This window comes from Acinetobacter sp. Leaf130 (genome assembly GCF_001423205.1).
Lineage (GTDB): Bacteria > Pseudomonadota > Gammaproteobacteria > Pseudomonadales > Moraxellaceae > Acinetobacter > Acinetobacter calcoaceticus.
This window is the reverse complement of sequence record NZ_LMOE01000005.1, coordinates 201,784-225,959: the sequence shown is the minus strand read 5'-3', so window position 1 is coordinate 225,959 and position 24,176 is coordinate 201,784. Positions and strand designations below refer to the sequence as shown.

Annotated in this window: 23 protein-coding genes and 1 tRNA gene; 10 read left to right on the top strand and 14 right to left on the bottom strand. The window is 39.7% G+C overall.

What is annotated here, in order from left to right; translation table 11 throughout:
* Positions 1-9 precede the first annotated feature (9 nt).
* Both ASF86_RS11595 and ASF86_RS11590 read right to left on the bottom strand, forming a co-directional pair.
* Positions 10-900, bottom strand: a complete 891-nt coding sequence (locus ASF86_RS11595; RefSeq protein ID WP_003653954.1) for an FAD-binding oxidoreductase — start codon at positions 898-900, stop codon at positions 10-12.
* 15 nt (positions 901-915) lie between these two features.
* A complete protein-coding gene (locus ASF86_RS11590; protein WP_005038137.1) occupies positions 916-1,596 on the bottom strand; it encodes a hypothetical protein in 681 nt (226 codons plus the stop codon).
* A gap of 374 nt (positions 1,597-1,970) precedes the next feature.
* Here ASF86_RS11590 and ASF86_RS11585 point away from each other — a divergent pair, with 374 nt between their 5' ends.
* Complete coding sequence (locus tag ASF86_RS11585) at positions 1,971-2,855, top strand: DMT family transporter (protein WP_056482256.1); 885 nt, start codon at positions 1,971-1,973, stop codon at positions 2,853-2,855.
* An 11-nt stretch (positions 2,856-2,866) separates the two neighbouring features.
* Here the strand turns inward: ASF86_RS11585 and sxtR are convergent, their stop codons facing one another.
* Positions 2,867-3,778, bottom strand: a complete 912-nt coding sequence (gene sxtR / locus ASF86_RS11580; RefSeq protein ID WP_056482253.1) for a multidrug efflux pump transcriptional activator SxtR — start codon at positions 3,776-3,778, stop codon at positions 2,867-2,869.
* Between the two features lie 140 nt (positions 3,779-3,918).
* On the opposite strand from sxtR, the gene sxtP reads away from it, so the two are divergent.
* The 4 genes from sxtP to ASF86_RS11560 all read left to right on the top strand — a co-directional run bounded on the left by sxtP (position 3,919) and on the right by ASF86_RS11560 (position 6,553).
* On the top strand, positions 3,919-5,163 hold the full coding sequence (sxtP, locus tag ASF86_RS11575) for a multidrug efflux MFS transporter SxtP (protein WP_056482250.1): 1,245 nt from the start codon (positions 3,919-3,921) through the stop codon (positions 5,161-5,163).
* A 23-nt stretch (positions 5,164-5,186) separates the two neighbouring features.
* Positions 5,187-5,513, top strand: a complete 327-nt coding sequence (locus ASF86_RS11570; RefSeq protein WP_056482247.1) for a gamma-glutamylcyclotransferase — start codon at positions 5,187-5,189, stop codon at positions 5,511-5,513.
* A 110-nt stretch (positions 5,514-5,623) separates the two neighbouring features.
* Positions 5,624-5,699: transfer RNA gene (locus tag ASF86_RS11565), tRNA-Thr, on the top strand.
* 476 nt (positions 5,700-6,175) lie between these two features.
* A complete protein-coding gene (locus tag ASF86_RS11560; protein WP_003653970.1) occupies positions 6,176-6,553 on the top strand; it encodes a hypothetical protein in 378 nt (125 codons plus the stop codon).
* A gap of 545 nt (positions 6,554-7,098) precedes the next feature.
* Here the strand turns inward: ASF86_RS11560 and ASF86_RS11555 are convergent.
* From ASF86_RS11555 to ASF86_RS11540, 4 genes are all read right to left on the bottom strand, one after another.
* Entirely contained in the window at positions 7,099-7,521 is a 423-nt protein-coding gene (locus ASF86_RS11555; RefSeq protein WP_056482245.1) for a GFA family protein, read from the bottom strand.
* Between the two features lie 8 nt (positions 7,522-7,529).
* The gene (locus ASF86_RS11550; protein ID WP_056482242.1) at positions 7,530-8,357 is read right to left on the bottom strand and encodes an SAM-dependent methyltransferase; all 828 of its coding nucleotides are present in this window, start codon (positions 8,355-8,357) and stop codon (positions 7,530-7,532) included.
* A 4-nt stretch (positions 8,358-8,361) separates the two neighbouring features.
* Positions 8,362-9,660 (bottom strand): FAD-dependent oxidoreductase, encoded by a 1,299-nt coding sequence (locus tag ASF86_RS11545; protein WP_044425777.1) that lies wholly within the window; start codon positions 9,658-9,660, stop codon positions 8,362-8,364.
* A gap of 429 nt (positions 9,661-10,089) precedes the next feature.
* On the bottom strand, positions 10,090-10,962 hold the full coding sequence (locus ASF86_RS11540; protein ID WP_005038109.1) for a pirin family protein: 873 nt from the start codon (positions 10,960-10,962) through the stop codon (positions 10,090-10,092).
* Between the two features lie 277 nt (positions 10,963-11,239).
* Between ASF86_RS11540 and ycaC the strand changes: the two genes are divergently transcribed.
* Positions 11,240-11,866 carry an isochorismate family cysteine hydrolase YcaC gene (ycaC, locus tag ASF86_RS11535; protein ID WP_003653981.1) on the top strand — a complete coding sequence of 209 codons (627 nt, stop codon included), beginning with the start codon at positions 11,240-11,242 and terminating at the stop codon, positions 11,864-11,866.
* A gap of 19 nt (positions 11,867-11,885) precedes the next feature.
* Positions 11,886-12,860, top strand: coding sequence for a LysR substrate-binding domain-containing protein (locus ASF86_RS11530; protein ID WP_056482239.1), 975 nt, complete (start codon positions 11,886-11,888; stop codon positions 12,858-12,860).
* A 103-nt stretch (positions 12,861-12,963) separates the two neighbouring features.
* On the opposite strand, the gene ASF86_RS11525 is transcribed toward ASF86_RS11530, so the two are convergent.
* Together ASF86_RS11525 and gabT are read right to left on the bottom strand one after the other, a co-directional pair.
* Positions 12,964-14,412, bottom strand: a complete 1,449-nt coding sequence (locus tag ASF86_RS11525) for an NAD-dependent succinate-semialdehyde dehydrogenase (protein WP_004639889.1) — start codon at positions 14,410-14,412, stop codon at positions 12,964-12,966.
* The gene (gene gabT / locus ASF86_RS11520; RefSeq protein WP_056482236.1) at positions 14,409-15,701 is read right to left on the bottom strand and encodes a 4-aminobutyrate--2-oxoglutarate transaminase; all 1,293 of its coding nucleotides are present in this window, start codon (positions 15,699-15,701) and stop codon (positions 14,409-14,411) included. Before gabT ends, ASF86_RS11525 begins: the two co-directional genes overlap by 4 nt.
* Before the next feature lie 155 nt (positions 15,702-15,856).
* On the opposite strand from gabT, the gene ASF86_RS11515 reads away from it, so the two are divergent.
* On the top strand, positions 15,857-17,356 hold the full coding sequence (locus ASF86_RS11515) for a PLP-dependent aminotransferase family protein (protein ID WP_005038096.1): 1,500 nt from the start codon (positions 15,857-15,859) through the stop codon (positions 17,354-17,356).
* A gap of 66 nt (positions 17,357-17,422) precedes the next feature.
* On the opposite strand, the gene ASF86_RS11510 is transcribed toward ASF86_RS11515, so the two are convergent.
* Together ASF86_RS11510 and ASF86_RS11505 are read right to left on the bottom strand one after the other, a co-directional pair.
* Positions 17,423-18,865 carry an amino acid permease gene (locus ASF86_RS11510; RefSeq protein WP_056482233.1) on the bottom strand — a complete coding sequence of 481 codons (1,443 nt, stop codon included), beginning with the start codon at positions 18,863-18,865 and terminating at the stop codon, positions 17,423-17,425.
* Positions 18,866-19,191: 326 nt separating this feature from the next.
* The gene (locus ASF86_RS11505) at positions 19,192-19,740 is read right to left on the bottom strand and encodes a helix-turn-helix domain-containing protein (protein ID WP_005044199.1); all 549 of its coding nucleotides are present in this window, start codon (positions 19,738-19,740) and stop codon (positions 19,192-19,194) included.
* Positions 19,741-19,808: 68 nt separating this feature from the next.
* On the opposite strand from ASF86_RS11505, the gene ASF86_RS11500 reads away from it, so the two are divergent.
* The gene (locus tag ASF86_RS11500) at positions 19,809-20,504 is read left to right on the top strand and encodes an AzlC family ABC transporter permease (RefSeq protein WP_056482230.1); all 696 of its coding nucleotides are present in this window, start codon (positions 19,809-19,811) and stop codon (positions 20,502-20,504) included.
* A complete protein-coding gene (locus ASF86_RS11495; protein ID WP_056482227.1) occupies positions 20,501-20,824 on the top strand; it encodes an AzlD domain-containing protein in 324 nt (107 codons plus the stop codon). Before ASF86_RS11500 ends, ASF86_RS11495 begins: the two co-directional genes overlap by 4 nt.
* A 40-nt stretch (positions 20,825-20,864) precedes the next feature.
* Here the strand turns inward: ASF86_RS11495 and ssb are convergent, their stop codons facing one another.
* The 3 genes from ssb to ASF86_RS11480 form a co-directional block, all read right to left on the bottom strand.
* On the bottom strand, positions 20,865-21,458 hold the full coding sequence (ssb, locus tag ASF86_RS11490; RefSeq protein ID WP_004639902.1) for a single-stranded DNA-binding protein: 594 nt from the start codon (positions 21,456-21,458) through the stop codon (positions 20,865-20,867).
* Between the two features lie 51 nt (positions 21,459-21,509).
* The gene (locus ASF86_RS11485; protein ID WP_003654007.1) at positions 21,510-22,874 is read right to left on the bottom strand and encodes an MFS transporter; all 1,365 of its coding nucleotides are present in this window, start codon (positions 22,872-22,874) and stop codon (positions 21,510-21,512) included.
* Positions 22,875-23,021: 147 nt separating this feature from the next.
* Positions 23,022-24,104, bottom strand: a complete 1,083-nt coding sequence (locus tag ASF86_RS11480; protein ID WP_003654009.1) for a DUF475 domain-containing protein — start codon at positions 24,102-24,104, stop codon at positions 23,022-23,024.
* Positions 24,105-24,176 lie beyond the last annotated feature (72 nt).

The window sequence follows — 24,176 nt, the reverse complement described above, 5'->3', positions numbered from 1 at the left end:
CAGTCTCCGTTAGGGACCAAAACTTTCCAACTCACACAGAGGCTGATTTAAAATTTTATTAATTATTGGGGTAGAACCGACACCCACAGTTAACTCGTGAGAGTCCAAATAATTTGAAAAATCAAATCCATTATTCGTCCACGTACAAAACGGGATATTTATAATATTGACCTCAGCTTCAACTTGCTCTCGAAAAACATTGACGCAATGTTGATGATAATGACTTAAAACTGACCGATTAATCGCATAGATATTCACTTTAGAAATAGGATTTTTTCGGATGAGATCCAATCCCCGAGTAAGTGCAGCCCCCATGCCACTTCCACCACTTACAATATTAAGCGTAGATATGGCCTTCTCGTATTCAGGTTCTATATGATTATTCAGGTTGTATTCTAATTGGTCACCAATCGCTAGCTTTTGAAATAAGTTAGAAAATATTCCATTTGGTCTTAATTTTATGTGCAAAACAAAAAAATCATAATTTTTCACACCCAGTGAAACCACAGAGTAACTTCGAATTAAAGATTCTGATGGGTGTTTGATATTTACAATTGCTTTAGAACTAAAGAAGGTCCTTTTAATTTTAAATGTGAGCTCAACAATATTCTCAGAAAGAAAATTTCGAGTTATTAATTGAGCCACACTAAAATTATTAACCAATGGTGCGATTTCGACATCGCTCTGAGCATAGCTAATACAAGGCAAGAACTCTTTATCTATGGCAACTTGGTTTCCCGATTCATATACGACTCCACCTTTTAGTTTACATCGACAAACTCGGCACACACCTTTTAAACAGCCTTTCATCACTGTGCTATCAGGCACTGCATTGATAAGAGGCTGCTCAGAATCAGCAATGAAAATATGCTCTTTAATGCGAACATTCACCATTGGCATATTCTAATTCCATTGCTATGAAAGGGTTTCAGCACGCACAGCCTGAAAATACTCTCCTACCATCGGAACAAAGCTATTGATATGCTTGATTGCAAGATCAAAGTCTTCTTGTGTTTTAATTACAGAAGAAAGCATATCTGTCATCATGCCGCTATGGTCTTCAGCTTCATCAAATGCAACATGCGAAGCTGCACCCGATACAGCCTGATTCCCCATATGGACACCCGCTTTTTGCGTAATAAAATTATTAAATTTGTCGCCATAATATTCGAGGAACCAGTCCCAAACGACTGCTGGCAATGCACCAAATTTCTCTACACAAAAGTTTAAATACCCCATCAGTTTCCATGTTTCAGGAAATGCATTTTTTGAAATAATCTGATCTGAAGAATATCCATATTTAGTCAAGTCTTGACCAAACATTTCATCATGTCCAAATTCATCATATAAATAATATGAAAGCTGTTTTGCAGCAGAGATATTATTGATTGCTGCAACGCGTACAGCATTTGCATCTAACTCATTATTCATATGAATGCGAATAACGCACTCTAAAATATGTCGTTTATAATATTTTTCATCGAACCAGTCTTCATTATGAAATTTATGCATAATTTCATCTTTTTTAAACTCGCTATGCATAGCTTGATCAACCGCACTTTCTAATTTTTTCAGACTTTCCTGTGAAAAAAACACGTTTTATCTCCGTTATATTTAAATTATTATCCAAGTATTAAATACTTATTTAGCTAGAATTAAGATTATTATTAATTAAACTTAAAACAAGCAAATATTATGTTTAAATATATTTTATAAAATGTCAACAAAATATTATTTTTTAGAATTTCTAACTAAAAAAAGTATTATTAATCAAAAATAAAAGTAATAAATTTAATTAACAATTAAGCAACAATATTATTTAAACAAAAAAATAAATTCCAATTAATATTCACCACCAACAAAATTTAAATAACTTACACTTCATGGAAAAGAAGGAATTTAACAGGGCTATATTATTACAAAAAATAATGTAGAATCCTTGTGGCTAAATATATGGAAGTATTATAAAAGTGAATAATTTAATTATCGGAACCCTATTTGCGCTCTGTGCAGCTGCACTCAATGCCTCTATTGGTGTGATTAGTAAATTACTCATGCATAGTGGTTTAAACCCACAAGATATTGCCTTTTTAAAAACCATTATTGCATTTTTCTTTTTAAGTGTTTTTTTATTTAAAGTCCCTGTCCGCCAGAAGATTGCATACATTAGTAGCACTCCGAGCAAGCTCAGTGTTTTTGCTCAAATTGCGATATGTGCCTTTTTAGGCATTTTCTCTCTATTCTTTTTCGAAACCATTGCCTACAACCACGGTGCTGCGGCCAATGTGGTCGTGGTATTAATGGCTTCAGCCGCTATTTCAGCTTTATTTTTTGGCAGGTTAGTTTTAAAAGAAAGTATTTATATTCATTCAATTATTGGAACATTATTAGCTGTAACGGGTATTAGTGTAATTTCATGGAAAGGTGAAAATAGTTTATTAATGCTTATCAATGCTTCTATTGCAGGTATTGGATATGGTTTATTTTCAGTATTAATTAAAAAATTCAAATTAAACGGTGGTTTATTTCTAACTAAGTACTTATTACTTTTTGGTAGTGTTTATCTTGCTGTTCCCTTTTTAATCAACTTTCATAGCATAAACTTTAATACTGATATCATTTTAGGTTTGGTTGGCTTAGCAGTCTTGCCTACCATTCTTGGCTTTTTCTGTACCACCAAAGCTTTGTCTTACATGAGTGCGGCAAAAGTACAAGTGACTGAGCTTTCTGAGCCAATTTTTGCGGCACTCATGGCTTGGGTCTTCATTCATGAGCAACCGACTTTATCTTTTTTATATGGCGCGATTTTCATTATTTCAGGCATCTTTTTAATGAATAGAGCGCCTAAAGCATAATTTGGCTAATTTCATTTATATTGCTCTGCGTGGTGGCAAGCCACTTGCACCACACTGGCAAAATTAATCGCCATTTGTGAAGGGGCATGTTTTTTATATGCAAGCGCTAAACCTACCGTAGGTACTGGCGCTTGCAACGACCGATAAGCCACACCCTGTATTTGCAATTGTTTGGTCGACTCTGGAACCAAAGACACCCCTAAGTTTGCAGACACTAACGATAAAATTGACACAATTTGCGGAGCATTTTGTCCAATTTTAGGTTCAAAGCCACAGCTTTGGCATGCTTGTCTAATCGCATCAAAAAGCCCTGCACTAATTGAAGGTGGAGAGACAATAAAATCAAGCTCTCGCAGGGAAGCTAAATCAATTTCTTTTGATGACTCGTCTAGTTTAAAAGACTCTGAAGGCAAGGCTGCAATTAAAGGTTCAGCCAATAACTCTTGAACGATTAAGCTCTCTGGAATATGACGTGGAGGCCGAATAATCGCAACATCTAAACGATCTTCAAGCAGTAAGTCTATGAGCAGCAAGGTGTTAGCTTCTTCAAGCTTTAAATTCACTTTAGGATATTGCTGCTGAAAATAGCGAACGCATTTAGGAATTAGAGGATTCAACATTGAAGTACCTGTAAAACCTAATCGCAATTGGCCAACTTCACCATTTGCCACCTGTTTGACCAAGTTCGCTGCATCTTCTACACGCTGCTGTACAGGCTGAATGGCATTTAAAAACGCAAGCCCAGCTTCGGTCAGTTCCACCCCATGCGGAGAACGAATAAATAAATCTGCACCGAGTTCTTCTTCTAAGTCTCTTATTTGCATGCTTAAAGGTGGCTGGCTCATGTTTAAGCGATGCGCCGCTCTGGTAAAGTTTTTTTCTTCTGCTACTGCTAAAAAGTAGCGTATATGCCTTAGTTCCATCGCTATATATAAAACATATCATGACCTATTGTTAAATATATTAGAAAAATACCACCTAAATTGCTAATTTTAATTTATCGAATTCTCTCGATGCAGCATGCCCCCAACGCACTGCTATTTCTTTCTGTCATGGTCATGATATGAGCTCTTCATCTACACCCAGTACCTTAAACACTGAGGCAACTTCTGTTCTTTCCCGCGAGTGGATTCACAAAGGTACTAAAGCCTATAAGCATGCTGGTTTCGCTTTATTCTTGGTAGGCTTTGCTAGTTTCTCTCTGATTTATTGCGTACAGCCGCTTCTGCCAGCATTTAGCCAGAGCTTCCAGATTAGCCCTGCGAGTAGCTCTTTAGCCTTGTCTTTAACGACCGCCTTTTTAGCGATTTCAATTGTACTATCGAGCGCTTTTTCACAAGCGATTGGCCGTCGTGGTGTGATCTTCAGCTCAATGCTGTGTGCAGCTATTCTTAATATTGTGGCGATGTTTACACCTAACTGGAACAGCTTACTCATAGCACGAGCACTAGAAGGTCTGTTACTCGGTGGAGTACCCGCTGTAACTATGGCTTGGATTGCTGAAGAAATCGCACCTGAACACCTTGGTAAAACCATGGGTTTATATATTGCAGGTACGGCCTTTGGTGGAATGATGGGCCGTGTTGGCATGGGCGTTTTGATTGAATATTTTTCTTGGCGCACTGCTTTAGGCTTACTTGGGGCAATCTGTTTTATTTGCTCGATTGCTTTTTTGAACTTACTTCCCGCTTCGCGTAATTTCGTACAGAAAAAAGGTTTGAATTTAGATTTTCACATACAAATGTGGCGTACCCATTTAAGTAATTTCAAATTGCTACGCCTGTTTACCATTGGATTCTTGCTGACCAGTGTATTTGTGACCTTATTTAACTACGCTACTTTCCGTTTAAGCGGTGCGCCTTATTCACTGAGTCAAACGCAAATTAGCCTTATTTTCTTGTCGTATAGCTTCGGTATGGTGTCTTCCTCATTAGCAGGTGGCCTAGCCGACCGCTTCGGCAAAAAAACCATGATGATGAGTGGCTTTGCCTTAATGATTGTGGGTAGCCTCATGACGCTGCTCACCTCTCTTTTCGGCATTATTATCGGTATTGCATTTATTACAACGGGTTTCTTTATTACACACTCACTCACAAGTAGCTCAGTCGGTGCTGAAAGCAAACAAGCCAAAGCCCACGCCAGTTCGCTGTATTTACTGTTTTACTATATGGGTTCGAGCATTGTTGGCTCGGCAGGTGGCTGGTTCTGGTTACACGGCGGATGGAGTGCCATAGTCGGTTTAACCGTTGTACTTTCATTACTTGGAATATTTTTAGCGGTTTCTACCTCACACACGAAAGCTCATTAATTTTTAATTTAAAGGAACCTCACATGTCGAGTTTATTTGTTTATGGCACTTTAGGCCCAGGGCGACCTAACGCTCATATCCTTGAAAATATTGGCGGACAATGGGCAGAAGGCTGGGTAAATGGAACCTTACATAACGAAGGTTGGGGTGCAGATTTAGGCTATCCGGGAATTGTGCTCGATGAAAGTACCACTCAAGTTCAAGGTTTTGTTTTTAGCTCGGAGCATTTAGATTCGAACTGGAAATTACTTGATGATTTTGAAGGCGAAGAATATGAAAGAGTACCTGTTCAGGTCACTTTAAATAGTGGCGAACGTGTTGATTCTTTTATTTATGTATTGAAAACCTAAGTCATTTTCAAGCTAAACTGCATAAGCACTTAAAAATAGAACGAAAAAATTCAAATGCTCATTTTTTGGCTTGTATTTTTTTTAAGAAACTGTAAAATTCATTCCACATCGCCGGCATAGCTCAGTTGGTAGAGCAACTGACTTGTAATCAGTAGGTCCACAGTTCGAATCCGTGTGCCGGCACCATCATTAAACCTCATGAATATTTGATTTATGGGGTTTTTTGTTGTCTGTAGATTTTATAATACTCAAAAATTTATAGGTATTACCAAAAAAATGAGTGCAGATCTATTGATCTACACCCTTCAAATTATTTTTCGTATTCCTCCAATTCAGTAACCATCTCTTTTGCCGCTGCTATAATTTTAGGTAAAACATATTAATAATATTTTAAAGAATCTCTTTTCGAGAAAAAGCCCTTGTCAAAAACTTTGTTTTTTAAATTCGATAAACATTTATTATAAATCTAAACTTCAAAATAACTTTCTAAAACCAATTTATTCTTTTAAAAACGAAATATGATGCTGCTAATTTATTAAAAAATATAGGATTAAAATAAGAAATATTAAAAAGATAAGATTATAATGCGCACCAAAATAAGGTCATGTTAATAAGACCTATTTTATAAACTTTAATTCATTAAGATACCAACAAGGAAAAATATGAAACTCCGTTTTATTTTACCTGCTTTATTTCTAACGTTGCCTTTAACAACATATGCCCAAGACACCACATCTCAAATTCAAAACGTTGCAAACCCACCAATTTGCTTAATTGAGGGTACTCCTTCAGCAGAACACTATAAATCTATTAAACGTATTAAAGCCGCGAAAGGAACATATGGTGGTTTTGAAGAAATAAAACCTAAATTAGCCATTGTTGCCCGTAAATATGGTGCAGATGTGGTGATTAATTATCATCAAAGCCAAAGATTTGGTTTCTGGCCGTGGCGTATTGTTCGTCCAGTACTCACAGGAACTGCTGTGAAATGGAATACACCTGTTGATTGTGCAGCCTTAGGTGGAAAAGAAATTCGTTAATACAAAATGAAAAAAGCCCAACATCCTGTTGGGCTTTTTTCGTATTTCGTTACTAGGTACACTTCCTGTAATACCTCACGTCCTGATGCTTAAACTTATTGTTGTTGTTTTACGTTTTGGAACTTCCTGTTCCCGTTAAGTGCATCATAGGTAATTTATGAAGTCATAGAAAGACGCAAATTTCCCGAATGAATGTACGAAAAAGCGTACATGGTTCTTTTAAATTTAAAACTTGATTTGCCTATATCTGAAAATAAAAAACAAAAATATGAATTTATAAAGAATCCCAGTTCATCAATTAAATAAGAAAACGCTATAATGAATCTTTCACTTTATTTCTAAAATAAATTTAAAAACAAGAAGGAACTTAAATGTTTACTTTGCCATCAAATATTTTTCAGCCCTTAGTGATCATACTGGCATGCCTAATTATTGTTGTGAGTAAAATGCCACAGCAAAAATTTAGAAAAACTATATTATTTCTAGCTATTGGTAGCCTTACTTTAATCATTGTTTTAGGAATATTTGGCTTCTTTAATTAAGTTTTATTTCTTGCTCTTCTCCATCATTTTTTCAAAGTGTTTAAGGTTTGGGTTCAACGTATCCCAATTATAGGCTTGGCTCACAAACACTTCTGCTCTAGGCTGATAGAGACTTGGGTCATCTAAAGTTCCTGCACGTATTGAAATCATTTCAGGAGCTATTTCAGGCAAGCCAAAAAGCTGAGAACCACAAGTCGGGCAAAACGCTCTTTTAATGGAACGACCAGAAGAACCTAATGTCTCAAAATATTTAAGCTCGCCACTTACTTTCAATTCAGATTGATGAAAAAAAGCAATTGGCGCATATGCCGAACCTGTCGCCTTCTGGCAATCTCGACAATGGCAATTAAAGCTATAACGTGGCTCTGCTTCGCTTTGATAACTCACAGCTCCACACAAACACGATCCCTGATATTTGGCTGACATAGCTCATCCTATTTTTTTATTGCTGTGATTTGAATATAACGTACATATCCAGCTTGGTAGAGTTGTTGGCATAACTTTGCAGTCATTTGAATTTTAAAATTTGCCAACCCGCGGCTTTGGTTTTGGTCTTGTTGATTTTGAATATATTGCGAAAAACCGAGTAATACAGGTTCTGATAAATCTTCAATTTGAATATCTACAAAACCTTGTTGTTCTAAGGCATTTCTTAGCATTTTCTCGTTTGGCACATTGTCCCAAACCACGTCTGCTGCTTTAAGCAAATAGCGATACTTTTGTTCTTGTAAGACTGTCATGTTTTGACATGAATCAGCTTTCATTAAGTAATGAAAACCTAATCGGCCTTTTGAATTTAAAACTGGAGTGACTGAATCTAGAAATGAATTTAAATTGCTGTGATAAGCCGCGTCGATACACAACACCACATCGAAAGATTGTTTGAATTCAAATTGTTTTAAATTTAAAAATGAGCCACAAAAAATCTGACTTACTTCAGGGATAAGCCTTTGAATTTTATTAACACATTTAGATTGTAGTTCAACTGCACTAAGGCTTTTGGGCTGATAGTGTTGTAACCAGTGCATTAAACTTGCACCCTGCCCACAGCCTAAATCTAATAGATGATCTTTTGAATTTAAATGAACTGCTTGTGCCAAATGGTCAGCCAATTGGCAACAAGCTTCACGGTAGTTTTGGGTATTTTTCCAAAAGCCCAAATTTGTCCAAGCTAGCTCTCCATCATCCCCCAAGCTTGATGCATCAATTGCATATTTATGGGGAATCAATCGAGAAAGAGCTGCTCGAACTTTTGTTTTCACAATTTTAGTAACCGAGCTCAGGAGCAACTTCAACCTGAGGTTTTAAACCTACAAATGGTAAAGGTGCGCCTAAAATTTCAGCAATGTGCATTGCAGAAGTAACGGCTGACTCTAAAATTGGCAAGCCATCACATGACCATGAACCACAGTAGAATACTTTACGGTTTAAGTCTAAATGACGTTGTTGCAATTCTTTATTTAAAGCAATTGTTTGCGAGTCAACTACTGCACGCGTTAAGGTCACTTTTGAAATAACTTTTTTAGGGTCAATATCAGTGACTGGACGCCAAGTCTGGAATACAGGATTTTTACCAACCAGTGTTGGCTCAACTGCATTCATCCAAACTGTGAATTGCTGACGCGTAAACTTACGATCCATCATATAGCTCAGCACCGACCAGTCTTTACGGCGCGGTGGCATTACTGTAGCATCTGTATGAATCACAAGATCGCCTTGCTCAAAACGGAATTGCTTCAGCAGCTTCATATCTTCAGCAAATTGTTCAGGGTTTAAAAACTCATCGATCTTAGATGTCGGAGTTGCAACAATCACCCGATCAAATAAATTCTGTTCACCTTGGCTGTTTTCAACCAGTACTTTTTCGCCTTGTAATTCAACTTTCTTAATCGCTGATCCGCTATGGATGTCGATATCTTTAATTAAGCTATCTACAAATGCAGGTGTACCACCTTTCATACGTAACAGCATGTCGCCATCAGTTAAGTGACGTAAAAACTCAAGTAGATTTTTTGCAGGCCAGTCGCCAATTGTTTTTGGGTTACAAGTACAAATGGTATATAGCACTGGCATTACCACACCATGCCAGAATACTTCTTCTATATCGTTCTGATTAATAAATTCAGCGAGCGTAATATCTTGATTTTTAGATTTGAAAAACTGGTGGATTGCCGTTTTTAATTGCAACATCCCTTTCACAAGACGCCAGCCATATTGCTGGATACCTTTACGGTTATTGATAATTGGGAAATTACCAATACGGCTACGAGATGTGGTTAACCATGTTTCAGTACGGTCTTCAAATAACCAGCTACATGACATATAAGTACGAACCGGAAAGGTTTTAATACCTAAATGAGCAGCAAGGCTGAGTGTATTTTTCCACAAATGTGGATTCATAACACGCAATGGCGCATCAATAATTCCACCGTCGAACTCAATACTATGGCTATCCATTCCCCGGCCAGGAAGTGCTTCAAATATCGTGATCGTATGCCCTGCATCTTTCAGAATTCTTGCTGCCGCAAGACCTGCCATTCCACTGCCAATAATTGCGATATTCAAAATGATGTCCCATTTTTCGAGAATTTTTTTGATTATCACTCATACCCTAAAAAAACACCGTATTAAAAACTACCAGATTTTTATTTTTTACATGAATTTATATACAAAATATTTAGTTTCTTACTCATCTCTTTTTTTATATTTTCTTACAAAACCAAATAAGCACATAAAACCTTATATTCTTTGAAAATTTAAAAAAAATCTTTTAAATAAATAAGATAATTTAACTATATTTATATCATTTGTTTTACAACTATCTTTTTTTGGGATATCATGAGATCACAATAATGAGAACCCAATCACACAAAACAATGCCGAAACAACAATGCCAACCATCATAAAAACAGAACCTTTACAGCGAAAAAGCCCGCTATTCACACTTGATAGCGGGCTTTTTATTACTTTGCTTTAACGGTTAATCGAGAGGATTTATCCTTCTTGCATGAGTGAACCGAATTTTCCACGATTAAAATCATTAATCGCTTCCATAATCTCAGCTTTGGTATTCATGACAAATGGACCATAACCTTCAATTGGTTCATTAAGCGGTTGACCTGTTAACACCAAAAATTTAGTGTCTTCTTCTGCATTTAGGGTGAACTCAACGCCCTCACGAGATAAAATCGCAACGGTTTTACCTTCAAGACGGTTTGAGTCATTAACCACAACTGCCCCATCTAACACCACAACAAGCGTCGTATGACCTTCAGGCACATAAAGGGTATGTTTTTGGCCTTTAACCAGTTTGCCATCCCATACATTTAGTGGACTAAATGTAGTTGCAGCACCTTCTGCATCTGCATATTCACCTGCAATCACACGCAAGTGACTACCATGCTCGTCTAGTGCAATGTCTGGAATATCTTTGGCTTCAATCGCCTGGTATTTTCCAGGGGTCATTTTTGAATTGGCAGGTAAATTTACCCACAATTGCACCATCTCAAAAAGACCACCATGCTCTGCAAATTCAGGAGAATGGAACTCTTCGTGTAACACGCCTGCACCAGCAGTCATCCATTGCACATCACCAGTTTTAATGGTTCCGCCACCGCCGCTTGAGTCTTTATGCGTCACTTCGCCTTGGTAGGCAATCGTTACCGTTTCAAAGCCACGGTGAGGATGCGAACCTACACCTTGCTGCTCGGTCGTTGGTGAGAAGGTATAAGGCGCTGCATAATCGAGTAACAAAAATGGGCTTAGGGTTTGGCCTAAACGGTCATAAGAGAACAGGTTATATACAGGGAAACCATCACCCACCCAATGCATCTGGTTATTTTGATATGCACCAAGAAATTTCTTCATCTGATCTCTCCTATATATGTAGGATTTTCTTGAACTGGGATTGATTTTACGCCTCAATAATTGCAGTTTATAGATCAGGATTAGCAACACATTATTTCATCTATGAGACAATCGTGCCTTTTCAGAATATGTTCTGGTTATCGTCCTATTTTTAAAATTCTTAATCCTATTTTTTAGACTTAATCACAACATAAAACTCAACTAGCATAATTTTAGGCAATGATGACCTACTCAATAATTTTTCATCATTCATTTTGATAACATGAGGAAATAAAAAATGGCTCAAGATTACGTGCGTTTAGACAAGGATAATGCTGCAGTTCTTTTAGTTGACCACCAAGCAGGTTTACTTTCTTTAGTTCGAGATATCGATCCAGATAAATTTAAAAACAATGTATTAGCACTTGCAGATGCTGCGAAATATTTCAATTTACCTACTATTCTTACCACAAGTTTTGAAAACGGTCCAAATGGTCCTTTAGTTCCAGAATTAAAAGAACTTTTTCCAGATGCGCCTTTTATTCCACGTCCTGGCCAAATCAATGCATGGGACAATGAAGACTTCGTAAAAGCTGTAAAAGCGACAGGTAAAAAACAACTGATTATTGCAGGTGTTGTGACTGAGGTTTGTGTGGCATTCCCTGCTTTAGCTGCATTAGCAGAAGGCTTTGAAGTATTTGTGATTACCGATGCTTCTGGTACTTTCAATGAATTAACCCGTGATGCTGCTTGGGACCGTATGTCAAAAGCAGGTGCTCAGCTTATGACTTGGTTTGGTATGGCATGTGAATTACACCGTGACTGGCGTAATGATGTAGAAGGTTTAGGTGCATTATTCTCAAATCATATTCCTGATTATCGTAACCTGATGACCAGCTATAGCTTTAATACATCGCAAAAATAATGACATAACCAAGATTAGAATGCTTAAGCATTCTAATCTTGCATTTAAATGGATTGATCTGAAATTGATAAGCTCTTTTGATGATTTTTATTATTTCTATTTGGTCGTAAAGCACGGCGGCTTTAGTGCGGCCAGTGAAGCCGAAAACATTAGCAAGTCAAAGCTCAGCCGACGTATTATTGATCTTGAAAATAAATTTAATGTCAGCCTGATTCAAAGAACAACCCGCCATTTTAAAGTGACCGATTTGGGCCAAGAGTTTTATGAAGAATGCTGCAAAGTTATTGCTCAAGTTGAGTGTGCAGAAAACGTTTTGTTAAAGCAAAAAAGTGAACCCCAAGGGTTGGTAAAAGTGAGTTGCCCACCTTTGATGATGCATTTTCAAATTAGAAAAATTTTAAATCAGTTTTTAAAAACCTACCCTAAAGTTGAAATATCACTCGAGCTTACAAGCCGTCGAGTAGATATTTTACATGATGATATCGACCTCGCGATTCGGACCAATTTCGAACCCAATGAAGACTCAAATCTTATTGTTCGTGATGTGATTAAAACCGACCACTGTCTAGTGGCTTCGCCTGAATTGCTACAAGGTCGCACGATTGAACATTATTCAGAATTACAGGACTTTCCAAGTATTAGCTTGGGAACCCAAAAGCAAAATTATATCTGGCATTTATGCAATATTCGTAATGGCGAATCGGTTGATGTGCCTTATCAACCACGAATAAAAAGTAATGACTTGGCAGGTGTCTACTATGCCGTTATGGACGGCCTAGGAATTGCAGACCTTCCCTTTTTAACCGTTGAATCTGAAATTCGTAAAGGCAAACTTATTCATATTCTTCCTGACTGGAAATCGAATATTGGCATGCTACAACTGGTTTATGTGTCCAGAAAAGGCCAACGTCTTGTGGTCGAAAAACTCATTGAAACACTGATTGATGAATTGCGACGTTTACCCGAAAGCCATGAAGGATATCTGTCGACTTAAATAAAAAAACCGGTCATGAATGGGCATGACCGGTTTTTGTGAAACATCACATACAGCATGGCTGCATGTTTTCGTTCAGAACAAAACGAACTTGTTTTATTCCTTACTCAGATAAGTCTACGCAGAGGTATTTCATTTCAACATATTCTTCAATGCCGAATTTTGAACCTTCACGACCTAGACCTGACTGTTTTACGCCACCAAACGGAGCGACTTCATTTGAAATCGCACCCGTGTTAATACCGACCATACCGTACTCAAGTGCTTCACCCACTCGCCATTGACGAGCTGTGCTTTGTGTAAACAAATAAGCAGCTAAACCAAACTCGGTATCGTTCGCCATTGCTACTGCTTCATCTTCTGTTTTAAAGCGGAATAGCGGTGCAAGTGGACCAAATGTTTCTTCTTTCGACACTTTCATGTCTTGCGTTACGCCAGTTAAAACTGTTGGTTCAAAGAATGTGCCACCAAGTGCCGAGCGTTGACCACCAATACGAATTGTTGCGCCTTTCTCGGTTGCATCTGCAATATGAGACTGAACTTTTGCAATCGCATCTTCATCAATTAAAGGCCCTTGAGTTGAACCTTCTTGGCGTCCATCACCGACTTTAAGCTTAGAAACAGCTTCAACCAGACGCTCTGCCAAAGCATCGTAAATACCGTCTTGAACATAAATACGGTTAGCGCAAACACAAGTCTGACCACTGTTGCGATATTTACTTGCCATAATGCCCTGAACTGCTTGTTCAAGATTGGCATCGTCAAATACCACAACTGGCGCGTTACCACCGAGTTCAAGCGAAAGCTTTTTAATGGTTGGCGCACATTGTTGCATCAAAATACGACCAACTTGTGTTGAACCAGTAAAGCTCAGCTTACGAACGATATCGCTTTCACATAAAGTTTTGCCCACTTCAGCCGCATCACCGCTAATGTTAATTAAAACATCAGCTGGTAAGCCTGCTTGTAATGCCAAAACTTCAAGTGCATAAGCTGTTAACGGCGTTTGCTCTGCCGGTTTAACCAACATTGAACAACCCGCAGCAATAGCTGGACCTGCTTTACGCGTAATCATGGCAGCCGGGAAGTTCCACGGCGTAATTGCAGCAGTGACACCAATCGCTTGTTTAATCACGAGCAAGCGTTGGTTTGGCAAAGTTGGTGTTAAAACCTCACCATCAACACGGCGAGCTTGCTCAGCAAACCAGCGGATGAATGATGCTGCATAACCAATTTCACCACGAGCTTCTGCCAATGGTTTACCTTGCTCAGCAGTTAAAATCTGTGCCAGATTTTCTTTGTGCTCAAGCATGAGGTTGTACCATGCCAATAACACATCAGCGCGAACCAAGGCAGTTTGCTTTTTCCAAGCAGCTTGCGCTTTTGCTGAACGGTTAATTGCGGCTTCAACCCCTGCGCGGTCATAGGTTTTCACCCATGCCAAAGTTTCACCCGTAGCAGCATCATTTACCTCGATATAATCATTTGATGCAGGTGCTTCTAATGAAATATCAGGATGTTTTAATAAATACTGCAAATTGTTTTGAATCATGCAGATTGCTCCATTGCTTTTGCACTACCTGCTTTGAGTGTCGCAAAACCTTGTTTCAGGATATCAAGGCCTTGACGGAATTGCTCAGCAGGAATGGTTAATGGATATAAGAAACGAATTACATTACCGTATTTACCACAAGTAAGAAGTAACAACCCGTTTTCCATTGCATAGTTTTGTACAACTTTTGCTTGCTCAGCAGTTTCTAGTTCTACTGCAACCATTGAACCTAATGCACGAATATCAGTCACTACATTGCCTGTTGCTTGCTGAATGTCTTTAAGCGAAACAACCAACTCAGCGCCTAGCTCATTTGCACGGTCGCATAATTTTTCTTCTTCAATCGCATCAATCACTGCATGCGCAGCAGCAACCGCAATCGGGCTACCTGCATAAGTACCGCCTAATCCACCTGGGTTTGGTGCATCCATCACTTCTGCACGACCAACTACACCCGAAATTGGGAAACCACCACCTAAACTTTTCGCCATCGTGATCAAGTCAGCTTTAGTCTCGTAATGGTTCATTGCAAACAATTTACCAGTACGTGCAAAACCAGACTGAACTTCGTCAGCTACAAGTAAAATACCGTGCTTATCGCAAATTGCGCGTAAACGTTTTAAGAACTCGGCTGGTACAACATGGAAGCCACCTTCACCTTGTACTGGCTCAAGCACAATCGCTGCAACATCATGTGGTGCAATATCTTCACTGAAAATATCTTCAACGCTTTCAATCGCCGCGTCTACTGAAATACCTTTTGCAGGCACAGGGTAACGTGCGTGGAACACACCCGCTGGCATAACACCGAAATCACGTTTGTAAGGCGCAGTTTTACCTGTCATTGCCATGGTCATGAATGAACGACCGTGGAAACCGTTACCAAAAGTGATAATGCCGTGACGACCAGTGTAACAACGGGCAATCTTCACCGCATTTTCAACTGCTTCTGCACCTGTTGTGAAAAAAGCAGACTTGGCAGGTCCTGCAATTGGCGCACGTTCATTAATACGCTCAGCTAAAGCGACATAGCTCTCATAAGGTGTAACTTGATAGGCAGTATGAGTAAATTTAGTTAATTGTTCAGTTACCGCTGCAATCACTTTAGGGTGGCGATGGCCTGTATTTAAAACCGCAATACCACCAGCAAAGTCGATAAATTGGTTGCCTTCCTTGTCCCAAAGCGTGGCATTTTCAGCTTTTTCAGCGTACCACTGACACATCACGCCTACGCCACGTGGAGTTGCTTGCTGTTTACGTGCGTTAAGTGCAGAATGTTGATTATCCATTTGATTCCCTCATATTTTCATCATCAGTTGCAGCTTTGGTTTTTACATCCTGTGCTTAATTTTCAGGGTGCTTTACAACAACTGCCTATGCATGTAATTTCGCTCGTCTGGCGGCAACTGACGAGAGCCATTTTTTAACTGTAGGAGAGAGCCAATTGCGTAGTTTACTTGGAGATCATTTGTTACAACGGCTCCAACAGGACATCGAGGGTAAACTCCATCAGCGACTTTTTCGTTGTCTACGCGCTGCCATTATTGATGGAGTGGTTCAGCCCAAGACTCGCCTACCCGCGTCACGCGACTTAGCCAGTGAAATTCATGTTTCGAGAAATACAGTTCTTACTGCCTACGAACAACTACAGGCTGAAGGTTACTTAGAAGCACGTACGGGACACGGCACATGGGTTGCAGAGAAACTACCCGAAAGCTTTTTAAATACAAAAAATGAAAAAAAGAACACTAATATTCATAAGGTTCAAAACTCTTATGCTCTATCGCAACGCGGTTCAAATTTATTAGGCTATGCAGCAGCCTCTCCACATCAATGGGGTGCATTTGTGCCTGGAGCTCCGGATGTTACCGAGTTTCCACATCATATTTTTAGTCGTATTCAAGCAAAATTAAGCCGTGAGCCAGACATTAACCGCCTTATTTATAGCAACGCGGGCGGATGTATTGAACTTCGAAGTGCATTGGCAGACTACTTACGGGTTGCCCGTTCAGTCCAGTGTGATGCTGACCAGATTATTATTACCGAAGGTATTCACCAAGCAATTGATTTAGTCTCACGTGCGCTCAGTGATATTGGTGACCGGATCTGGATTGAAGATCCAGGCTATTGGGGAATGCGTAATACTTTACGTATTAATGGCGTTGATATTCAACCAATGCCAGTTGATGCCGAAGGCATTATCCCCGAAGAAAATCCGGTTAAACCGCCCAAACTCATTTTTGTCACTCCCTCACATCAATATCCACTCGGTTCACATTTAAGCCTCGATCGCCGACGCAAATTGATTGAGATTGCCCGCCAGCACAATAGCTGGATTGTAGAAGATGATTACGACAGTGAATTCCGTTTCTCAGGCCAGCCGTATCCATCTTTACAAGGTTTAGAAAATGATGCGCCAGTGCTGTACATGGGCACGTTCAGCAAAACCATTTATCCATCTTTAAGAATTGGCTATTTGGTAGTGCCTAAGCCGCTCTTTTCACCCTTACGGATTGTGGCAGCTGAACTCTATCGTGGTGGGCATTTGCTCGAACAAAAAGCTTTAGCTGAGTTTATTCGTGAAGGCCATTATGAAGCTCATATTCGGCGTATGCGTCTGCTCTATGGCAAACGGCGTGATTACTTGGTGAGCCTGATTAAACGCTACCTAGGGCCTGAATTTATCCACGAATACGATGAAGCAGCAGGGTTACATCTGGTTTTAAAACTACCAAACTCTTGCGATGATGTCGCGATTGCAGCCACTGCACTTGAACGTGGTGTCAAAGTTCGCCCACTTTCACAGTATTACATGCAATCACATGCCCACGCGCAACGTGGTTTGCTCATGGGCTTTGCCTGCGTCAATGAAAAAGACATGGTGATGGCTTTTGGTGTGCTACTCCAATGCTTACGTGAAGCAGGTGTATCAACCCTGAATTAATTCTTTAATCTCATCATACTGAATAAAAAAGAGCCTCATAAAGAGGCTCTTTTAGTTTCTAAAATATTAAACTAACTTTTCTTCTTGAGTATGAGTTAAATGGGTCGTTCTACGGTCTTTACCCCAACCCAGTTTTTCCGACAATATTCCAAAGAACACAATAATGCCGAACAATGCTGTGGTGTAAATCACTTCTTTGAAATATGTGCCTTCAATGAGCATGGTGAGAATTGCCCCAATAATTGCAAAGATCACCACATAAGTCAGATAAGGGAACATCCACATTTTAAAGTCAATTTTCACCCCTTCAGCTTCTAATTTTTTACGCATGCGAAGTTGAGAGTAAGCAATGGTCAGGTACACATACAGTGTTGCTGCACCCGTCGTTAGCATGAAAAAGTCATAAACATCCATACTCTTGGTTGCAGTTAAAATCACGGCAATCACAGAGAAAAAGCATGAAACAATCACACCAACCCACGGGCTGCTTTTACTGTTCACAGAACCAAAACTTTTCGGTGCATCACCACGTTTAGCTAATGAGAACAACATACGTGAACACGTGTAAAGTGCTGAGTTAAAACAGCTACACACCGACGTTAGAACCACAAAGTTTACGATATGCCGCGCACCCGGAATACCAAGTGCAGACAATGTGACGCTATAAGTTCCCCAAGTCGAATCTTTTAAAAGTTCATTGTTGTGAGGAATTAAACATACCGCCACAAACATTGATCCCACATAGAACAAAATAATTCGCCAAACCACTGAGTTAGAAGCTTTACGAATTTCTTTAGAGGGATTTGCCGATTCTGCCGCCGCTACAGTCACAATTTCAGCACCAATATAGGCAAACATGACCCCAAGTAAGGCGGTAATGACGGTTGATCCTCCATTTGGCATAAAGCCTTGAGAGGTTAAGTTACTAATACCAGAAGCAGCCGGATTACCCCAAGGCCATAAATGCATGATGGCCAAACTACCGATTACCAAGAAGATAACAATCGCAATGACTTTAATGAGCGCAAACCAGAACTCAAACTCGCCATAGTTTTTCACGTTTTGTAAATTGACTGCGACCAATGCGACAATGACCACGACCATATAGGCCCAGATTGGTATAAATGGGAACCAATTGTTTAGAATTTTACCTGCCACATAAGCTTCCCATCCCATGAGCATTGCCAGAGTACACCAATACAACCAGCCAATTGAGAAACCTGCCCAACGACCAATCGCACGGTCAGCATATGTTGAAAAAGAGCCACTATCTGGGTTTAAAACAGCCATCTCGCCTAACATCCGCATGATGAACCAAACGAGTAGACCACCTAAAGCGTAGGTTAGAAAAACAACAGGGCCAGTATTGTAAATAATGCTACCTGAGCCCACGAATAGAGAACCACCAATAACCCCTGCAATTGAGATCATCGTTAGGTGGCGTGATTTAAGTCCATGTTTTAAACTTTGGGAGTGATTGGCTTCAGAACCACTTTGATGAGCTGCCATATCATTTTCCTTAATATATGGAGGATATCGGCCAATCTCGGAAATCCTCCGAAGCCAACTATATCCCCTAAAAATTTAGCCGTTTTGCCCAATTCCTAAAACAGAAAATTCACTGAGCTTATCCGGCGCTTCCGTATGCATACTTCCAATGGCTTTAATTTGTCGTTTCGGCCCTGAAGAAACGAGAGCCATTTTTGGAATAAAAGAGAGAGCCAATTGCAAAATTTATACGCAAAATTGGCTCTTTTTAGATTGCATGTAGGGAAATGGTTTTTAGTTTTTATTATGAAAATAATTAAGTTTTACTTTAATAAGACTGGAATTCTTTAGTTTTGTTCAGAAATTAATAAAGCTTTCGTACCTTTTTCTAAAGCTCTAAATATATGTTTTTGATCGGCAGGGTAACAAATATAGTCCCCCACACTGAGTTCAACTGCCTCATCAATTAGACCAACTAGAGCCTTTCCTTCCACCACAATAATATGCTCCACAGAACCAACGGGGTGTGGCTCTGAAAGACGGTCTTCACCCGGTTCAACAATCAGTAAATAAACATCTCGGCGCGCATGAGGTGGGCAAGTTGCCAACAAAATAGCCTTGTAATTAGCAATTTCAGAGCTCACCGTTGGGCCATCTCCACAACGAATCACTTGCACCTGATTGCTTGGCTCTTCCATCAAACGCGCAAAAGGAATATTTAGTGCAACACAAAGTGCCCATAAGGTTTCAATGCTTGGGTTACCTTGACCTGCCTCTAATTGTGAAAGTGTAGATTTTGCAACGCCTGCACGACGAGCAACCTCTGCCAAAGAAAGCCCTGCTCTTTGACGTTCACGATTTAAACCTTTGGCAATAATTTCAATTGGCTGAGACATTCACCACATCCGTTCTATAAAAAAAACGATCGTTCGTTTTGACAAAACAATCAGACTTATTCATTATAATGGAAAATCGTTCGTTATATCATGCTATGTCCACATACGCTCTCATTAAGAAACTTAGTAAAGACACCACCCGCTCGATTTTCTTTGTCTGTCTAGCAACCAGTGTCGTCGGTATGTCTTTAGGTTCACTCGCCGCAAGCTATGGCTTAGCGCTCTGGATCCCGCTTTGCCTATCAATATTTGTGCTCGCAGGAACTGCTGAATTTATTTTTATTGGATTCTTGGCTGTTGGTGGTAGCCCAATTGCTGCTGCGATTGCAGGACTACTCGTCAATTTAAGGCACTTACCTTTTGGTATTGCGGTCAATGAATTAATCAGAGGTAAATTCTCTCGATATTTCGGGGCCCATATCATGAACGATGAAAGCGTTTTGTTTGGCATGGCACAGCCCGATTTCGAAACGAAAAAAGCTGCTTACTGGTTATGTGGTATCAGCATTATGCTGAGTTGGCCACTCGGTGTCACTGCGGGTTATTTTATTGGAACCGCTATTCCAGACCCAAAAACATTTGGTCTAGATGCCATTTTCCCTGCCATTTTAATTGCACTTACTTTTAATGCTTTAAAGAATAAATCTACTCGAAAAGCTGCATTTGCTGGATCAACTTTGGCACTGATTACCACACCTTTTTTGGCCTCAGGCCTTCCAATTCTGCTTTCACTTTTTGGCTTAATATTTGGTAGAAAAAAATGAATCAACAATTACTGATTATTTTGGGCATAGGCTTGCTTGCACTCGGTACTTACAGCATCCGTTTTGCTGGTTTTCACTTAGGTGCCAAATTTACTTTTTCTGAAAAATACCAAGTTCTACTGTCAAACGGCGCAACTGTTTTGCTCTGTGCGATTGCGGTGACGACTACATTTTTTGAAGGACAACATTTCGCAGGTTTCGCACGTATATTGGGTGTTGGATTTGCGCTTTTATTAGTTTGGAAAAAAGTACCGCTGTTATTGGTAATTTGCTTGGCAGCCGCTGGTACTGCACTTTTACGTTTGCTTGGAATCGAGTAATAAAAAAGGCGAGATAAACTCGCCTTTTTTAAAATTTTGCTTAGAACGGTAAATCGTCGTCTAAATCTGCTGGTGCAGAAGCTGGTTGCTGTGGAGCTTTTGGAGCAAAACCACCACCTTGCGGGCTGTTGCCACCATTACCAAAACCAGCTGGGTTGCTGCCATAGCCGCCACCACTATTTTGGTTATAACCACCACCTTGGTTATTATTATTTTGATAACCATTACCACCTTGTTGAGGTGCGTTAAAACGTGGTTGGTTAAAATCATTACCGCCAGCGAACCCTTGTTCACCTTGTTGACGACCATCTAACATTTGCATCTGTTCGCCACGAATTTCTGTTGTATAGCGCTCTTGACCATTTTGATCAGTCCACTGACGCGTGCGTAATGAACCTTCAATATAAACCTTAGAACCTTTACGTAAGAATTGCTGAGCAATTTCCCCTAAACGGTTATGCAAAACAATACGGTGCCATTCTGTTTGTTCTTTACGCTCACCTGAAGTTTTATCGGTCCAAGCTTCACTTGTCGCGATTGAAAATTGAGTCAGCGAACCCCCATTTGGAAAGGTTTTTGTTTCAGGATCACGACCCAAAGTACCAACCAAAATAACCTTATTTACACCACGCATTAGCTGTCTTCATCCTATACATTTCTATGTTTTACTTTATAAGAGTTATGCTTAAATGGCTACCTCTTTACCGAACAACTGCGTTAAATCACGTCGCGCAGCCTCATCAAGTGACTGTTTATCGACTTTAATATAAGCAACTTGCTGGTCAGGCATTACCACAACTTCTTCTATACCACGAATTGCCAATAGCTGTGTGGTCCACTCATTCACCTGTTGCACTTGCGGCAATGGCAACACAATCGATGACAAATACCGCGGCTGAGCTAAACCAAAACTAATTAGCAACCATATTATAGCAATCCCTGTTAAGACACTCCATCCAATCGCAGTATTATGTAACATCAATAATTGACCACCTAGTGTGCCACCAAAAAAAGCACCTAAAAACTGACTACTGGCATTTACACCCATAGCAGTTGCTTTTGACTGGATTGGAGCACATTTTGATAACCACGATGGCAATAATGCTTCCATCACATTAAACGCAATAAAGAAAATACCTAGGCCTGCGAGTAATACATATTTTGATTGATAACCAAATATGAGTAACAGCAAACCTGCAATAATCCCTGTAATTGCCGTTAAGAAAATTCCTCGCATTTTGCGATATTTTTCAGCCACGATAATGCTTGGAAATGCAAAAAACAAACTAATTACTAACAGCGGCAGATACACCAGACCATGACTGGCTAAAGGAATATGCGCAAACTCGATGAGCTGTGAAGGCACATAAATAAACATGGCGGTAAGCAGTAAGTGCAGTGCAAAAACCGAGACATGCAAACGGTTTAAATCACCCATTTGGATGACTTGCTTAAGCTGTGCCATGTAGCCTTGCTGATAATTACGATGATGACGAGTCACTTTAGGTACAAGCAAGAGCATCAAAATCGCGATTAAGCCCATAATTGTCGTGACAAAGAATAGGCCTGAAATACCCACAATGCTTGTGAGCCAAGGCCCTAAACTAAAAGCCACCACAAAAGACAAACCAATACTCATGCCCATGGCAGCCATGGCTTTAGTGCGCTGCTCTTCACGCGTAACATCTGCCAAAAGCGCCATCACGACTGCTGAGACAGCACCTGCACCTGCTATGGCACGGCCAATAATCACGCCATAAATCGTGTCAGATAAACCGGCAATCGCACCGCCAATAGCAAAGAGTAACAAGCCAAGCACCACGAGAGGTTTGCGGCTAAAACGGTCAGCAAGTAAGCTAAATGGAATCTGTAAAATCGCCTGACTTAAACCATAGACGCCCACAGCCAAACCAATGAGTGCTGGAGTCGCATATTGATATGACTGCCCGACTACAGAAAAGACAGGAATAATCATGAACAAACCCAACATGCGTAGCGCAAAAATACTACTTAAGGCAAAAGTTGAGCGACGTTCCAAAGCATTCATCATATCAATACACGTTTATCAAACTAGGCAAATTATAAGCCGATTCGTTTCTAAAAATACGGGACACCTTATTTAAATTAACGATTTCAGCTTAAAAAAATAAAGAGGCATTTAGCCTCTTTATTTTAAACATCTTTACTGAAAATTAGCTTAAGACGAATGTGGATGGCGTTTACTATATTGAATTGAAGCAAATACAGCCCAAACAATAAATGCTACACCAATTAAACCTGTTACCACTTCTGGTACATGTACGCCTGTACCACTTGCAATCATAATGAATGCTAAAGCACCAATTGCATAATGTGCACCATGTTCTAAGAACACATAAGCATCTAGCGTGCCTTTTTCAACAAGATAAACTGTCATTGAACGGACAAAAATAGCACCAATTGCAAGACCAAGCATAATCACGACAACATCGCTGGTAATCGCAAATGCACCAATCACACCGTCAAAACTAAAAGAGGCATCTAACACTTCTAGGTATAAGAAACCACCGATACCCGCTTTAACTACACCAGAAGCAGCACCTGATCCATCTTTCATAATGGCGTTGCCATCTTCATCAATTTCAGGTTCACCGCCTAACATATGGCTTAATACTTCTACACCGATATAAACTACAATGCCCCAAATACCTGCCATAGTCACAACAAGGCGCTGCGACTCATCAACATTGGCTGCCATAATTAACATCGCGATTAGGGCAATAAAAACAGACATTGCAGGTACGCTAGCTAAGCTAGAAAGTTTAGCTTCAAGCCATCTGAACCAATGAGTTTCTTTTTCCTCATCAAAGAAGAAGTTTAAGAAAACTAATAATAGGAATGTTCCACCAAAAGCTGAAATCTCGGCGTGGTGGGCCATTAAACGTTCAGAGTAAGTTTTTGGATCGTTGAGTGCTAATTTAGCCACCTCAATCATTCCCATATCCGCAGTCACGGCAACAATCGCCACTGGGAAAATTAAACGCATACCAAAAACGGCGATTAAAATACCCACCGTCAAAAACAGCATTTTCCAGAAAGGATCCCAATTACGCAGAACCGATGCATTGACAACAGCATTGTCAAAAGATAAAGAAACCTCCATTACAGCTAAAATGGCTGTAATCGTTAAAGCTTTAAGCATGGTAGACACGCCCGCTTCAGGTCCATGGGTAAAACCCCAATACGCGGATAGTGCTAAACACACCACCGTAAAAAATATCGAAAATCGGAAATGCTTCATGGATCAGACCTATGCCAAGAATTAAACTTAATCTTTCTTTAAAAACGCGGCTATTATATCGATAATTCACCA